Origin of the sequence: Nocardia sp. NPDC019395, assembly GCF_040632335.1 — a bacterium.
Taxonomy (GTDB): Bacteria; Actinomycetota; Actinomycetes; order Mycobacteriales; family Mycobacteriaceae; genus Nocardia.
Genome location: NZ_JBEYBT010000008.1, coordinates 21,597 through 35,790, shown reverse-complemented (window position 1 = coordinate 35,790; position 14,194 = coordinate 21,597). Strand labels below are relative to the sequence as shown.

The 14,194-nt window shown below is 67.5% G+C and carries 18 protein-coding genes; 8 read left to right on the top strand and 10 right to left on the bottom strand.

Features of this window, described 5'->3' with window-relative positions; genetic code table 11:
• Nucleotides 1–431: 431 nt before the first annotated feature.
• From sucC to purH, 6 genes are all read left to right on the top strand, one after another.
• Entirely contained in the window at nt 432–1,595 is a 1,164-nt protein-coding gene (gene sucC / locus ABZ827_RS19800) for an ADP-forming succinate--CoA ligase subunit beta (RefSeq protein ID WP_357238497.1), read from the top strand.
• A gap of 42 nt (nt 1,596–1,637) precedes the next feature.
• Complete coding sequence (gene sucD / locus ABZ827_RS19795; protein ID WP_357238495.1) at nt 1,638–2,552, top strand: succinate--CoA ligase subunit alpha; 915 nt, start codon at nt 1,638–1,640, stop codon at nt 2,550–2,552.
• A 750-nt stretch (nt 2,553–3,302) separates the two neighbouring features.
• Nucleotides 3,303–4,235 carry a DUF5336 domain-containing protein gene (locus tag ABZ827_RS19790; RefSeq protein ID WP_357238493.1) on the top strand — a complete coding sequence of 311 codons (933 nt, stop codon included), beginning with the start codon at nt 3,303–3,305 and terminating at the stop codon, nt 4,233–4,235.
• A gap of 67 nt (nt 4,236–4,302) precedes the next feature.
• The gene (locus ABZ827_RS19785; RefSeq protein ID WP_357238491.1) at nt 4,303–5,859 is read left to right on the top strand and encodes a DUF6350 family protein; all 1,557 of its coding nucleotides are present in this window, start codon (nt 4,303–4,305) and stop codon (nt 5,857–5,859) included.
• Between the two features lie 147 nt (nt 5,860–6,006).
• Complete coding sequence (purN, locus tag ABZ827_RS19780) at nt 6,007–6,654, top strand: phosphoribosylglycinamide formyltransferase (RefSeq protein ID WP_357238713.1); 648 nt, start codon at nt 6,007–6,009, stop codon at nt 6,652–6,654.
• Entirely contained in the window at nt 6,651–8,213 is a 1,563-nt protein-coding gene (gene purH, locus ABZ827_RS19775; RefSeq protein WP_357238489.1) for a bifunctional phosphoribosylaminoimidazolecarboxamide formyltransferase/IMP cyclohydrolase, read from the top strand. Before purN ends, purH begins: the two co-directional genes overlap by 4 nt.
• Nucleotides 8,214–8,492: 279 nt before the next feature.
• Here the strand turns inward: purH and ABZ827_RS19770 are convergent, their stop codons facing one another.
• From ABZ827_RS19770 to ABZ827_RS19745, 6 genes are all read right to left on the bottom strand, one after another.
• On the bottom strand, nt 8,493–8,963 hold the full coding sequence (locus ABZ827_RS19770; RefSeq protein ID WP_357238487.1) for a hypothetical protein: 471 nt from the start codon (nt 8,961–8,963) through the stop codon (nt 8,493–8,495).
• A gap of 117 nt (nt 8,964–9,080) precedes the next feature.
• Nucleotides 9,081–9,335, bottom strand: a complete 255-nt coding sequence (gene rpsR / locus ABZ827_RS19765) for a 30S ribosomal protein S18 (protein WP_357238485.1) — start codon at nt 9,333–9,335, stop codon at nt 9,081–9,083.
• Nucleotides 9,336–9,368: 33 nt separating this feature from the next.
• A complete protein-coding gene (rpsN, locus tag ABZ827_RS19760; protein ID WP_357238483.1) occupies nt 9,369–9,674 on the bottom strand; it encodes a 30S ribosomal protein S14 in 306 nt (101 codons plus the stop codon).
• A complete protein-coding gene (gene rpmG, locus ABZ827_RS19755; protein WP_357238481.1) occupies nt 9,674–9,844 on the bottom strand; it encodes a 50S ribosomal protein L33 in 171 nt (56 codons plus the stop codon). Before rpmG ends, rpsN begins: the two co-directional genes overlap by 1 nt.
• An 8-nt stretch (nt 9,845–9,852) precedes the next feature.
• Nucleotides 9,853–10,089, bottom strand: a complete 237-nt coding sequence (gene rpmB, locus ABZ827_RS19750) for a 50S ribosomal protein L28 (RefSeq protein WP_357238479.1) — start codon at nt 10,087–10,089, stop codon at nt 9,853–9,855.
• A 148-nt stretch (nt 10,090–10,237) separates the two neighbouring features.
• Nucleotides 10,238–10,417 (bottom strand): hypothetical protein, encoded by a 180-nt coding sequence (locus tag ABZ827_RS19745; RefSeq protein WP_357238477.1) that lies wholly within the window; start codon nt 10,415–10,417, stop codon nt 10,238–10,240.
• Between ABZ827_RS19745 and ABZ827_RS19740 the strand changes: the two genes are divergently transcribed.
• Complete coding sequence (locus ABZ827_RS19740; protein ID WP_357238475.1) at nt 10,412–11,563, top strand: GTP-binding protein; 1,152 nt, start codon at nt 10,412–10,414, stop codon at nt 11,561–11,563. The two genes, ABZ827_RS19745 and ABZ827_RS19740, sit on opposite strands and share 6 nt — an antisense overlap.
• Before the next feature lies 1 nt (nt 11,564).
• Nucleotides 11,565–11,738 carry a 50S ribosomal protein L32 gene (gene rpmF / locus ABZ827_RS19735; protein WP_357238473.1) on the top strand — a complete coding sequence of 58 codons (174 nt, stop codon included), beginning with the start codon at nt 11,565–11,567 and terminating at the stop codon, nt 11,736–11,738.
• Nucleotides 11,739–12,021: 283 nt separating this feature from the next.
• On the opposite strand, the gene ABZ827_RS19730 is transcribed toward rpmF, so the two are convergent.
• The 4 genes from ABZ827_RS19730 to ABZ827_RS19715 are packed head-to-tail and all read right to left on the bottom strand — an operon-like array spanning nt 12,022 to nt 14,137.
• Complete coding sequence (locus ABZ827_RS19730; RefSeq protein ID WP_357238471.1) at nt 12,022–12,315, bottom strand: hypothetical protein; 294 nt, start codon at nt 12,313–12,315, stop codon at nt 12,022–12,024.
• A 26-nt stretch (nt 12,316–12,341) separates the two neighbouring features.
• Nucleotides 12,342–13,250, bottom strand: a complete 909-nt coding sequence (locus ABZ827_RS19725; RefSeq protein ID WP_357238469.1) for an MHYT domain-containing protein — start codon at nt 13,248–13,250, stop codon at nt 12,342–12,344.
• Nucleotides 13,243–13,875 carry an ATP/GTP-binding protein gene (locus ABZ827_RS19720; RefSeq protein WP_357238467.1) on the bottom strand — a complete coding sequence of 211 codons (633 nt, stop codon included), beginning with the start codon at nt 13,873–13,875 and terminating at the stop codon, nt 13,243–13,245. The genes ABZ827_RS19725 and ABZ827_RS19720 overlap by 8 nt, the downstream gene beginning before the upstream one ends.
• Nucleotides 13,856–14,137, bottom strand: coding sequence for a DUF742 domain-containing protein (locus ABZ827_RS19715; protein WP_280398197.1), 282 nt, complete (start codon nt 14,135–14,137; stop codon nt 13,856–13,858). Before ABZ827_RS19715 ends, ABZ827_RS19720 begins: the two co-directional genes overlap by 20 nt.
• Between the last annotated feature and the right edge of the window lie 57 nt (nt 14,138–14,194).

Sequence of the window (14,194 nt, the reverse complement as noted above, 5' to 3'; positions counted from 1 at the left end):
CCGGATGCGCAAGCAACCACGCCTGGGCACCGCTCGTGATCGCGCTGTGACATCGACGGCTTCGACGGTAACGAAACGATTGCGACGCGGCAAGCGGTAGGACGATTTCAAACGTTGCTGTGACATTGATCACTTTTGGGGCCCGTAACGGCTCACCGTCGCGAACTTCGTGTGGTGATCCCGGATTCCGAGTGGGCGGGTCTTGCCGACCGCTTCCCCGCGCCGCCTGCGAATCGGGCGAAAAGCTACTCGCCGGTAGTCATGGCCTGCGCGTTTGGCCTCCCCGCGGCCGGGGCCGTGACCTGTGCCACTTAGGATGAACGTGCCCGATCGGCCGTCCTTATGAGTGGTTAGAGTCCGAACGACCCGCTACCGACGTCGGGCCGCCAACAAAGACGTTGTCATAGCAACGCAGACGAGACGGTGAATACATGGATCTCTTCGAATATCAGGCGAAGGAGCTCTTCGTAAAGCACGGAGTGCCTTCGTCGGAAGGCCGCGTCACGGACACGGTCGAGGACGCGCGAGCGATCGCGACCGAAATCGGCAAACCGGTGATGATCAAGTCGCAGGTGAAGGTCGGTGGCCGCGGTAAAGCGGGTGGCGTGAAGTACGCCGCCACCCCGGACGACGCGACCACGCACGCGCAGAACATCCTCGGCCTGGACATCAAGGGACATATCACCAAGAAGATCCTGGTGGCCGAGGCGAAGGATATCGCCGAGGAATACTACATCTCCTTCCTGCTCGATCGCGCCAACCGCACCTACCTGGCGATGTGCTCGGTCGAGGGCGGTATGGAGATCGAAGAGGTCGCCGCCACCAAGCCGGACCGGCTGGCCAAGGTCCCGGTCGACGCGGTCAAGGGTGTCGATCTCGCGTTCGCACGCTCGATCGCCGAACAGGGCCATCTGCCCGCCGACGTGCTGGACGCCGCCGCGGTGACCATTCAGAAGCTGTGGGAGGTCTTCGTCAACGAAGATGCCACCCTGGTCGAGGTCAACCCGCTGGTGCGCACCCCGCAGGACGAAATCCTCGCGCTCGACGGCAAGGTCACCCTGGACGAGAACGCCGACTTCCGGCACGCCGACCATGCGGCGTTCGCGGATACCGACGCGACCGATCCGCTGGAGCTGAAGGCCAAGGAGAACGACCTCAACTACGTCAAGCTCGACGGCGAGGTCGGCATCATCGGCAACGGCGCCGGTCTGGTCATGTCCACCCTGGACGTCGTCGCCTACGCCGGCGAGAGCCACAAGGGCGTGAAGCCGGCCAACTTCCTCGATATCGGTGGCGGCGCCTCCGCGGAGGTCATGGCCAACGGCCTGGACGTCATCCTGAACGATTCCCAGGTGAAGAGCGTTTTCGTGAACGTCTTCGGTGGTATCACCGCATGCGACGCGGTCGCCAACGGCATCGTGAAGGCGCTGGAGATCCTGGGCGACGAGGCGAACAAGCCGCTGGTGGTCCGCCTGGACGGAAACCGGGTGGAAGAGGGTCGCAAGATCCTCGCCGAGGCCGCGCACCCGCTGGTGACGCTGGCGCAGACCATGGACGAAGGCGCCGACAAGGCCGCCGAACTCGCGGCCCGCTGAGTCGACCTACTAGGGCACGCCCAGTAAAGGACACACAGAACTATGTCAATCTTCCTCAACAAGGATTCGAAGGTCATCGTCCAGGGCATCACCGGCGGCGAGGGCACCAAGCACACCGCGCTGATGCTGAAGGCCGGTACCCAGGTCGTCGGCGGTGTGAACGCGCGTAAGGCGGGCACCACCGTCGCCCACACCGACAAGGACGGCAACGCGATCGAGCTGCCCGTGTTCGGGACCGTGGCCGAGGCCATGGAGAAGACCGGCGCCGATGTCTCCATCGCGTTCGTGCCGCCGAAGTTCTCCAAGGACGCCATCATCGAGGCCATCGACGCGGAGATCCCGCTGCTCGTGGTCATCACCGAGGGCATCCCGGTGCAGGACACCGCCTACGCGTGGGCCTACAACGTCGAGAAGGGCTCCAAGACCCGGATCATCGGCCCCAACTGCCCCGGCATCATCACCCCCGGCGAATCGCTGGTCGGGATCACCCCGGCCAACATCACCGGCAAGGGCCCGATCGGACTGGTCTCCAAATCCGGCACCCTGACCTACCAGATGATGTACGAGCTGCGCGATTTCGGTTTCTCGACCTCCATCGGCATCGGCGGCGACCCGGTCATCGGCACCACCCATATCGACGCCATCGAGGCGTTCGAGAAGGACCCCGAGACCAAGCTGATCGTGATGATCGGTGAGATCGGTGGCGACGCCGAGGAGCGGGCCGCGGCCTACATCCAGGCCAATGTCACCAAGCCGGTCGTCGGCTACGTCGCCGGGTTCACCGCGCCCGAAGGCAAGACCATGGGCCACGCGGGCGCCATCGTCTCCGGTTCGTCGGGCACCGCCGCGGCGAAGAAGGACGCGCTGGAGGCCGCCGGTGTGAAGGTCGGCAAGACGCCGTCCGAAACCGCCGCACTGGCGCGCGAGATCCTGGAGAAGGCTGCTGTAAGCGCCTGACCGGGGAAACCACCGGTACTCGAGGGGCCGTCCGCGTTTACGCGGGCGGCCTCATTGGTGCGGTGCTGGTGCGCGGTGCATCTGGGGTGGTGGACCTAGCCTTTGGAAGTGAGAGAGTGGGCGGTCCGCCAAGGCTGCTGTGTTTTTGGCGCCGCCTCCGGCGTCGCAGGGTCGGGGCCCTATTAACCCCGTGTCTTCACTCCCGCCGGTCGGTCGCTGCGCTCCCTTCCTCTGGTCGCTGCAGACACGGGGCGGGCCCCGACCACCGCATGCGACCCACCGCATGTTCAGAAACAGGGGACACCCGCATGCGACTCCACCCCAGTTCTCCGCATGCGACTCCGCCCCGTTTCCCCGCATGCGGCCGGTCGGCCTTGGTGGTTCGGGGCCCGTCTCGTTCTGGAGCGACAGAGCGGGGGAGCGAAGCGGAGGAGCGGCGGAGTGAAGAACGAGACCAAGGGGGCCCCGAACCCGCGACGCCGCAGGCGGCGCCAAAAACACAGCACCTTCGCGAACTGCCCCGCTTCTCACCTTCACGGCCGGTCAACCTTGCCCGCAATCCCGTATCCGCCACTTTGCGACCCCACCCAGCTTCCCCGCATCAGGCCGGTCGTCAATTGGCAACGCCGCAGGCGGCGCAAGGAGACACAGGCGCAATCAGGACAGGATGACCTGCGCCCGTGCGTGCAGTAGCGTTCAAAGGGAAAATCAGCCGTCAAGTACGTATGACTCGACCTAGGAGATGACGACATGTCATACCCGACCGGGGGCTCCGGGTACAACGCACCCGTTCCGCCCTCCGTTCCGCCCAATCCCGGCCAGCAGGCGGCCGGTGGTGCGAGTGCCGCTGGGGCCGGCGGGAAAGGACTGCCGTTCTTCCTGACCATCGGCGTCGCCGCGGTGGGCGTCCTGGCCTTCCTGCTCGGCTTCCTGGCCTATGTGGGTGCGGACAGTTCTATGGATCTGCCGTCGTCGGCGGATACCAGCCTGAACCTGTGGGAGTACCAGGAGGCTTCGATCGGCGGCCTGCTGCTGATCGCCGGTCTGCTCGCGGGTCTGTCGCTGCTGCCGAAGCAGAACTGGGTGGGTGTTTCTGCGGCTGTCGCCACCGGTACGTTCCTCACCGTTCTTTTCCAGCTGTTCAGCCTGCCGGAGGGCGCCAAGGCCGAGATCGGGCTGTATCTGATCCTGGTCCTCGCGTTGGTGCAGGCCGGCCTCGCGGTGGCCGTCGTGCTGTTCGAGTCCGGGATCCTCTCCGCCCCGGCGCCCCGTCCGGCGGCCGCGACCGGGTATCCCAGCGGCCAGCAGCAGAGCTACGGCCAGCAGCAGCAGTACCAGGGCCAGCAGGCTTATGGCCAGCAGCAGCAGTACACCAGTGGCCAGCAGCAGCAGCCGTCCTACGGCCAGCAGCCGGGTCAGCAGCAGGCGTACGGTCAGCAGCCGGGTCAGCAGGGCTACGGTCAGCAGCCGGGCTACGGTCAGCAGCCGCAACAGGGTTACGGGCAGCAGCAGTCGCCGTATGCCGGTGGTCAGCAGCAGTCGCCCTACGCGCAGCAGCCGCAACAGCAGCCGGGTTACGGCCAGCCGCAGCAGCAGGCCGCTGCGCCCTTCGGTGGGGAACAGCCCTCCGATCCGGCGGCCGATGCCACTCGTGCGTTCCGTCAGTCCGACGACCAGAAGTGACCCTCGGCAGGCTCCGGTGCGGCGCGCCTGAGGCGCCCGCCCCGGGGCAGCTGCCACGCTGAAATCCATGAGTACCCCGCGTACCTCGTCGACCGGACCGTTTCGGGGAGCGCGCCGAAACGCGGCGCGGCAGGCTGGTGAACCGGGTCCGCTCGCACTTCCGCCCGATCGCGCCCGGGCGTTGCTCTACGTCGCGTTCCGGCCCGCGGCCTTCGCGCTCGCCGCCATCGTGGTCGTGATGCTTGCGACACTGCTCACCGCGGGCAGCGACCTCACCGGTCTCAGCGGTGCCGTCGCCGCCGGTTGGCTCGCGGTACATCAGGTGCCGCTGACCATCGGCACCACTGCCCTGAGCCTCCTGCCGGTATTGCCCACGGCTCTGCTCCTGGGGGCGGCCGCCCGGGAAGCGGTGGCGGCCACCGATTCCGAGCCCACGCGCGCCGAGGTCGGCTGGCTGTTCGGGGCCGCTGCCGGGGGGCCGCTGCTCATCACCGCGGTATGCCTGGCGGTGACCGAGGATGCCTCGGGATCCATTGCGCTGCAACGTCCGAACCCGCTGGCCGCTTTCGCGTGGGTATTTCTGCTGCATTCGCTCGCCGCGGGCGCCGGGGTCGTCTTCCGCTGCCGGGAACGGATTTTCGAGCGGCTGCCCTACGACGCTATCGCCGCGGCCTATATCGCCGGCCGCGCGGTGCTGCGACTGCTCGCCGCCGCCGCGATCATGATCGTGCTCGGCCTGCTGGTGCACTGGTCCCGGGTCGGCGATACCTACGGCGCGGCCGAGAACTTCGTGGATGTACTGGGCCTGACTCTGTTGTCGCTGCTGTATCTGCCGAACGCGGTGATCGCCGGTGTCGGAGTGCTGGTGGGCCCGGGAGTCCAGTTCGGTGACGCCTCCGCGGGGGTGTTCACGGTGGTCGGCGGCCCGGTACCCGCGGTCCCCGTGCTGGCGGCGCTCCCGACCGGACCGGCGGCGATCTGGTGGGCTGTTCTGCTGATCGTTCCGGCCGCGATCGGTGTGTACGCCGGGGTGGAATCGGCCCGGGTCAGTTATGACCGGCCGGCCGCCCCGTGGGCCCTGTTCGCCGCGGCGGGGATGGGAAGTGCCGCGCTCACCGCGCTGGCCGCCCTGTCCGGCGGCGATCTGGGGAATTTCGGCCGGCTGGGAGTGGAACTGCCGGTCTTCGCGCTCGCGGTGTTCGCCTGGCTGGCCGTCCCCGGATATGCGGGCCTGCTCTACGCGCGCACCTTCCTCGTCTCGTTCCCGACCCCGCTGCTGCGGCATCCCGATGCCCTGTTCGACCCAGACGACGCCGACGACGGTGACGACACCGACGACGACGATTACCGGTACCAGGTGGCCGCGCTGCCGTCCGGACAGCTCCCCGAACTTCCGGCGGACACCGGGGCGGCGGGCGCCGACCGCTACGCGGATCTGCTGGACGGTCCCCGCGAGGATCCGGTCGGTCCGCAACCACCGCTGGATGTCGAAGTTGTCGACGGGCACCCGGACGCGTCCGGGTCTAGCCCGCTGGCCGATTCCGTGGACTCCGATACCGAGATCGTGGATGCCGAAGTGGTCGAACCGGATCCTTCGGAGGATGAGACCCGGGACCGCCGCTAACGCGGTACCGAGGCGAAACGGTGGGCGAGCGACTGCCGCCGGATCGGCCCTCGGCCGCGTCTACTAGGCTCTATCCGTGCTCGCGGGCCAGTCCCCGCCACCGGGCAGCTACCGCCCACCGACCCTTCGAACTCCAGGAGTAGAGCTCTGACCGCCCCGGAACCCAACGATTCCGCCCCGGCCGGCCTGGTTGTACTGGCTTCGGGAACCGGGTCGTTGCTGCGCGCGCTGATCGAAGCGGCCGCGGATCCCGCATATCCGGCTCGTATCCGGGCCGTGGGCGTGGACCGGGAGTGCGCCGCCACCGAGCACGCCGCGGCGGCCGGTATCCCGGTGTTCCGGATCTCGACCGGCGACTACGCCGATCGCGGCGCCTGGGACACGGTGTTCACCGACGCGGTCGCCGGGTATGCGCCCGATCTGGTGGTATGCGCGGGTTTCATGAAGCTGCTCGGTCCCGCTTTCCTGGATCGTTTCGGCGGCCGGATCATCAACACCCATCCGGCGCTGCTTCCTGCCTTCCCGGGCGCGCACGGTGTCCGCGACGCGCTGGCCTACGGGGTCCGGGTGACCGGTAGCACCGTGCACCTGGTGGATGCCGGTGTGGATACGGGACCGATCCTGGCTCAGGAACCGGTGCTCGTGCATCCGGACGATGACGAGGCCGGCCTGCACGAGCGCATCAAAGTTGTCGAGCGACGGTTACTGGTGGAGGTTGTCGCCGCCGTCGCCACCCGCGGAATTGTCTCCGATGGACGAAAGGCAGTGATCCCAGATGAGCGAGTTATCCGGTGAGTGAACGTAGGCCGATCCGCCGGGCGCTGGTGAGCGTCTACGACAAGACCGGGCTCGTGGAGCTGGCGACCGCGCTGCACGGGGCGGGGGTCGAGTTGGTGTCCACCGGATCGACGGCGGCGCGGATCGCCGACGCCGGCGTTCCGGTGACCAAGGTCGAGGATCTGACCGGTTTCCCGGAAACCCTGGACGGCCGGGTGAAGACCCTGCATCCGCGGGTGCATGCGGGAATTCTCGCCGACACCCGCAAACCCGAACACCTGGCCCAGCTCGCCGATCTGGGTGTCGAGGCGTTCCAGCTGGTGGTGGTGAATCTCTACCCGTTCAGCGAGACCGTCGCCAGTGGAGCCTCCCCTGACGAGTGTGTCGAGCAGATCGATATCGGTGGGCCGTCGATGGTGCGGGCCGCGGCGAAGAACCATCCGTCGGTGGCTGTCGTCGTCGACAGCGGCGACTACGACCAGGTGCGTAAGGCGGTCACCGACGGCGGGTTCACCCTGGCCGAACGTACCGCGCTGGCCGCCAAGGCTTTCCAGCACACCGCGAGCTATGACGTGGCTGTCGCGACCTGGATGGCGGAGACGCTGACCGGAAGTTCTTCCGGCGAAACGGAATTCCCGGCCTGGATCGGTGAGACCCGGCAGCGTTCGTCGGTGCTGCGCTACGGCGAGAATCCGCATCAGCGGGCCGCTCTCTACACCAGCGGTTCCGGGGATCGTGGGCTGGCGCAGGCACAGCAGTTGCACGGCAAGGAGATGTCGTACAACAACTACGTTGACGCCGATGCCGCCTGGCGCGCGGCGCACGACCACACCGGACCCGCCGTCGCCATCATCAAACACGCCAATCCCTGCGGAATCGCCGTGGGCGCCGATATCGCCGAGGCGCACCGTAAGGCCCATGCCTGCGACCCGGTGAGTGCCTACGGGGGCGTGATCGCGGCGAACCTGGAAGTCACCGTGGAGATGGCCCAGCAGGTCGCGGAGATATTCACCGAAGTGATCGTGGCGCCCTCCTACGCCGACGGCGCGGTGGAGGTACTGCAGCGCAAGAAGAACGTGCGCATTCTGATCGCCGAACCGCCGCGGCGCGCGGGCGCGGAACTGCGCCCCATCAGCGGGGGTGCTCTCCTCCAGCAGCGCGATGTGCTGGACGCCGACGGCGACGATCCCGCCGGTTGGACGCTGGCGGCCGGTGAGCCGGCGGATGCGGAAACCCTCGCCGATCTGGCGTTCGCGTGGCGTGCCTGCCGGGCAGTGAAATCGAACGCCATTCTGCTCGCGCACGACGGTGCGTCGGTCGGGGTGGGGATGGGACAGGTCAACCGGGTCGACGCGGTCGGGCTCGCGGTCCAGCGGGCCGGCGATCGTGCCAAGGGGTCGGTTGCCGCTTCGGATGCGTATTTCCCGTTCCCGGACGGCCCGGAAACGCTCATCCAGGCGGGTGTTCGCGCGATCGTGCAGCCCGGCGGCTCGGTCCGGGACCAGGAGACCGTCGATGTCGCGCGTGCGGCCGGGGTCACCATGTATTTCACGGGCGCCCGCCACTTCGCTCACTGAGCTGTATTTTTGGCGCCGCCTGCGGCGGCGCGGGTTTTGGCCCCCTGGTCCCTGCCGTCCGCCCTCGAGACTCGCGGCTGCGCCGCATGCGCTTCGAGGACGGACGGCAGGGACGGCCAAAACCTTTGAGCGCCTCGTAAGACTCGGCGCCGCCGCTGGGCACGTTCGGGACGGGTGTGGGCCGAGTTTCCGGGCTGGGCGTGTTTGGTCGGGGTGTGGGCCGAAACCTTCCGGGCGCCTCGGTGAATTGCGTTGTCGGCAGCTGCCGGGGGCTGCGGCTCAGACCGCGCTGAGTACCTGGCGGTTACCCAGCGGGGCGTCCAGTTGGACTTCCAGCGTTCCGAATACCGCCACCATCACGCACATCTTGTCGGTGGAATCGGCGCGGCTGCCGCTGCGGAGTTCCACCGTGACGGTGGTTTCGGATTCGGTGACGGAGGCGTCCACCCCGTAGCACTCGGGTACACCGGTCTCGAAATGGATGGCGATCCGATCCTCGGCTACCCGGGTCCACGAGGTGAACGGCACGGGATGGGCACCGACGATCGACGGGTCGGCCGTGAAGATCCGGCCGGGGTCGGCGCCGGGGTCCTCGGTCGGGGTGCTGTGCTGCCGTTCCGGGCTGGGGGCGGCCGACGGTCCCGGGGTCGGCCCCGGCTCCGCGCCGGTCTTATCGGTATCGCCGCAGGCCGTGACCGACAGCGCGGTGCAGATGGCCAGAAGCGCCAGAATCCCGCGCGATGAGCTCATGGGCACGACTCTAGTGGGCCGGGCCCGGCGTCGCGGGCCCGTGCGTCGTCGCCCCGACGTGCGAGTGCCCGGGACCGCGGTGTGCGGCCCCGGGCACTCGGGTGCGGGGGTCGGAACTCAGCGGCTGGTGAAGGGGAGCAGGGCCATCTCGCGGGCGTTCTTCACCGCGATCGCGACCTGCCGCTGCTGCTGCGGTGTCAGACCGGTGACCCGCCGACTGCGGATCTTGCCGCGTTCGGAGATGAACGTGCGGAGCAGATTCACGTCCTTGTAGTCGACGGTCTCGATACCCGCCGCGATGAGCGGGTTCTTCTTCGGCCGGCGGGCCTGCTCGGCGCGGGCTTTCTTCGACGGGCCTCGTTTGACTGCCATACGATCGGCTCCTAACTCACGAGATCAGTGGGTCTACCAGCTCGATTTGTGCACACCGGGCAGCTCTCCCCGATGAGCCATCTCACGTACGCGCACACGCGAGAGGCCGAACTTCCGGAGGTAACCGCGCGGTCGCCCGTCAGCGGTGTCCCGATTGCGCAATCGTACCGGACTGGCGTTACGCGGCAGGCTGCGCAGGGCGGCCTGAGCTGCCAGGCGATCCTCGTCCGGGGTGGTCGGTCTGCGGATCAGTTCCTTCAGTTCGGCTCGGCGTTCGGCGTATCGCGCCACGACCTCGCGGCGTTGGGCGTCGCGGGCGATCTTCGACTTCTTCGCCATCAGCGCTCCTCCCGGAAGTCGACATGTTTGCGGATCACGGGGTCGTATTTCTTCAGGACCATCCGGTCCGGGTCGTTGCGGCGGTTCTTACGGGTGACGTAGGTGTATCCGGTGCCCGCAGTAGAGCGCAGCTTGATCAACGGACGGATTTCGGTCGCTTTCGATGCCATAGCGGTCCTCAGATGCGTTCGCCGCGGGCACGGATACGGGCCACGACGGCCTCTATACCGTCGCGGTCGATGGTTTTGATGCCCTTGGCCGAGACGTGCAGAGTTATCCGGCGGCCTTCGCTGGGCAGGTAGTAGGTCTTGCGCTGGATGTTCGGGTCCCAGCGGCGGCTGGTCCGGGTGTGCGAATGCGAGACGGATTTGCCGAATCCTGGTCTGCGGCCGGTGACCTGACAGTGTGCCGACACGAGGTTCCCTTCGACGGAGAAGATGGCAACCGTGTCGAATCATGATGATAATCGTTTTCGACAACGGTGAGGCCACACTGTAGCGTGAAGCCAGTCGTAAATGAAAATCATTACCGAAAGGGTAGTGGTGTCGAACTCCGCACAACCATCAGAAGCTGACGATCACCGCGACCGCCGCACTCCGGTCGTGCTGGTCGCCGGCCTGCACGGCGATCCGGCCGGAACCGTCGATCGCGTCGCGGGTGCCCTCGGGACGGCCGCCGGCACTGTGATCGTCCGCCACGATCTCAGCGAACTCGGACAGGGAATCGTCCGCCGTACCGTGCATGACAGTGGTACGACCTCGGAATCGGTACACGAACTGGCCCACGGCTGTGTGTCGTGCACGCTGAAGGCGGATCTGCTGCCGCTGCTGTGCACCCTCGCCGCCCGGGATTCGGTGCACCGCATCGTGCTCGCCCTGGATCCCGCCTTCGAGGCCGAGGCGGTATGCGAGGGAATCGCCGGTGTCCCGGTCGCCGGAATCATCGGCCGGGTCGACGGGCCGGCCGCCCGGGATGTACGGGTGGCGGCCGTGGTGACGGCGATCGACGCGCGGACCTGGCCGGCCGCCGCTACCGGCGACGAAACGCTCGGGGAACTCGGCTGGGCGTGGGCCGACGACGATCGCACGGTAGCCCAATTGGCCGTCGGGCAGGTCGATTTCGCCGATGCGCTGGTCGTGACCGGGGGTGCGGCCGTGGAATCGCTGGAGCGGGCCCGGTTGGGTGCGGTGCTGTCGCGCTTGGCCCCCTTGGCTCCGGTGCTGTGGGCGGAGTCGGATGCCGCGGTCACTCCCGGCGCGGTCGATGCGCTGCTGACGCTTGTTCCCGCGGAATCGCGCCGCGGGCGGGTCTTCGACGCGCACGCTCCGCTCCTGCGCGGACGGCCCCCGCTGGGGCCGGAGTACGGCGTGGAACTGATGGAGTTCACCGCACGCCGGCCCTTCCATCCGGAACGGCTGCACGGCGCGCTGGACATGCTCTTCGACGGTGTGGTCACCGCCCGCGGCCGGGTATGGCTGGCTACTCAGCCGGAGGAAGTGGTGTGGCTGGAATCGGCCGGCGGCGGTCTCCGGATCGGCGGCGCGGGCCGCTGGCTGGCGGCAATGCCGGAGGACGAATGTGCCGCCGCCGAACCCGACCGCCTGGCCATGGCGGGGGTGCGCTGGGACGAGCGATTCGGCGACCGCGATATTTCGCTGGTGATCCTGGTGTATGCCGCCGACCCGGAGGAGATCCGGCAGGCCCTGCACTGGGCGCTGGTGGACGACGCCGAACTACTGCAGGTCGAACGGGCTCCGCACCTGGTGGCCCAGTGGCCGGATCCGTTCGGTGAGTGGCACGCGGACCCTTGTGAACCGGACGAGCGGCGTCCCGCCGCCGGTGACGGGCGCGTTACCGAGACGGGCGAGCGTGCCCGGAAGGAGAGTTGAGATGGCAGTTCCCAAACGGCGGATGTCGCGGTCGAATACCCGTAGCCGGCGGTCGAATTGGAAAGCCACCGCACCGGATCTGGTTCCGGTGACGGTAGACGGCGTCGTGCACCGGGTGCCGCGTCGCCTGGCCGCGGCCGCGCGGCGCGGGCTGTTCGACCCGAAACGCCGGTAGATTGTCATGCCCCCTGGATATGAATCCGCCGCTGTAGCAGTCGTATACGTCCGAATTTGCCGACTATCAGCAATCTATCGGCAATCTCGACAAAGGTCACAACCTGTGATTATCGCTAGCTGACCGATAGCGAACCGGTGGCCTGCCCGGTCCGGCAATTCCGTACCTCGGCGCCGTGACGGGGAGAAAAACTTGCCGGACTGCTGATTCGCCGGTCGGTTCCGGTTATCCTCGTGCGTGAGGGCGGGTCTCCCAGAGATGGGAGACCCGCTCATCGCCATTTTTACGGGCTTTCGCCCCGCACTGGCGATACGTCCCGCCGCTGCTCGTCGCATTCCGTCGACAACGCCCGGGTCAGCTCGTCCAGCTGCCGCAGCAGCGCGAGGGTCAGTGCGGCCGGTAGCAGCATCAGCGTAACCGGCCAGGGCAACCGGACACGATCAGGATGATCCACTCGCGTAGCGAGATCGGCTACGGTCGCCTCCATTTCGCTGATCTCGACGCGTAGCTCGGATACCTCCGTGCGCAGGGCACTCAGCTGCGCCCACAGCTCCCGCAGCAGCGTGTCCTGGTCCACGAGCACGTGACCTGTTCCCGGCCGGATCAGTGAGCGGGTTCGGGCAGTGGGCGGGCACGCTGTGCCAGGGCGGCCGTGGCGGACGGGCGGGGCGTCTCACCGAGTCCCGCACCACCCGAATTCCCCCCGGCCGGGCCGCCGTCCGGCGCGGACGGCGGGGTCGTCCGTTCCCGCGGTGCCGGCTGTTCGTCCCGCCGCTCGGGCGCTACCAGAACAGCGGTGATCGGAACGGCCAGTGCGAGCAGCCCGATAACCAGCATCGGGAAGGCATAGCCGAACAACTCCATCCCCTCGGCGGGCTGCGCCCCGGTATCCGGCTGGAACTCCAGGCTCGAGATACCGGTGAAGTAGAACGCGGCGACGCCGGCGGCGAACATCACGATCGAGCCCAGCCGCGCGGCCGGGAAGCGGAACCGCTGAAACAGCCAGACGCACAGCGATGAGGCGACCACGCCGATCGCGACAGCCACCAGATAGAGCCACCAGGTCACCGAGATCGACCCCTGGATATCGGCAGAGGACAACTGCAGCCACAACATGATCCCGAAACCGACCCCGAGGGCCGCGGCGGCGCTTGCCATCCGCTTGAGATCGAATTCACGGCCCGCGAGCAGCAGTCCGACGAAGACCGCCAGCACAGCGAAAACCAGGGACAGTGTCAGGTCGGAGACGTCGTAGCGCAGCAGGGTGCCCGGAATCGACACTCCCAGCAGGGAAACCGTGCTGGCCAGCCACACTCCCACACCGCCGATAGAGACGGCCGACGCGGCCACCCAGATCGGCCGGAACCGCACCGATCGGCGTCCGTTGATCGCGCAGGCCAAACCGACGAACATGCCGACGGCGGAAACCAGCGCGGTCAGCAGGGTGAGCCAGTAGCCCATGGTGAAAAGATCGACGGTCGCGACCGTCTCCGCGGCCAGCACCTCAGCCATGCCGGGCGACTCCCTCGTACTCCTGTGTTTTCAACCGGTTGATCGCGTACTCGGTAACGGCCGCCAGTGCCTGGCGGACCTCCTTGGCGTCGCGGGCGTCGATATCGACGATCGGTACACCCTCGCGCACCGACAGCGCCTCCCGGAGTTCGGCCATGGCGAACCGCGGTGCGTTCGGGAAACGGTTGACCGCGATCAGGAACGGCAGATTGCGCGCTTCGAAGAAATCGACGGCGGCGAAACTGTCTTCCAGGCGGCGGGTGTCGATCAACACCACCGCGCCGATGGCGCCGCGGATCAGGTCGTCCCACATGAACCAGAAGCGGCGCTGGCCGGGCGTGCCGAACAGGTACAACGTCAGATTGCCGGGCAGGATGATCCGCCCGAAATCCATGGCGACGGTGGTGGTCTGCTTATCCGGCGTATCCTCCAGATTGTCGACGCCGTCGGAGAAGCTGGTGACCATGGCTTCGGTGCGCAGCGGCACGATCTCGGAAACCGCGCCGACGAAGGTGGTTTTTCCCGCGCCGAAGCCGCCCGCGACCACGATCTTGGTCGACGCGACGCGGGTGTCGGATTCCGCCGCGGCACCACCCTGAGTCTTGCTAAAGGGCTCGGAGTCCACGCAATGTCCTCTCCATCAGCGACCGGCGCTCGTCGTAGCTCGCCTGCTCGGTCAAAGTCGAATGCACTCGCAGGTTGCCGTCCACGACGAGATCACCGATAACGACACGGACCATACCGAGCGAACGGTCGAGATGTGCCGCGATTTCGGCGACCGACAGCTGGTGGGTTCCGAGCCGCAGGATCTCGGCCCGGATATCACCGGACGGCCAATCGAATTGTGCATGATAGGAGATGGTTTCGATAACCGCCTCCATCGGCAGATCGACAGCCGGCTGGGTGCGGCCCGATGTGAGGGCGTACGGGCGGACTCGCCCGGC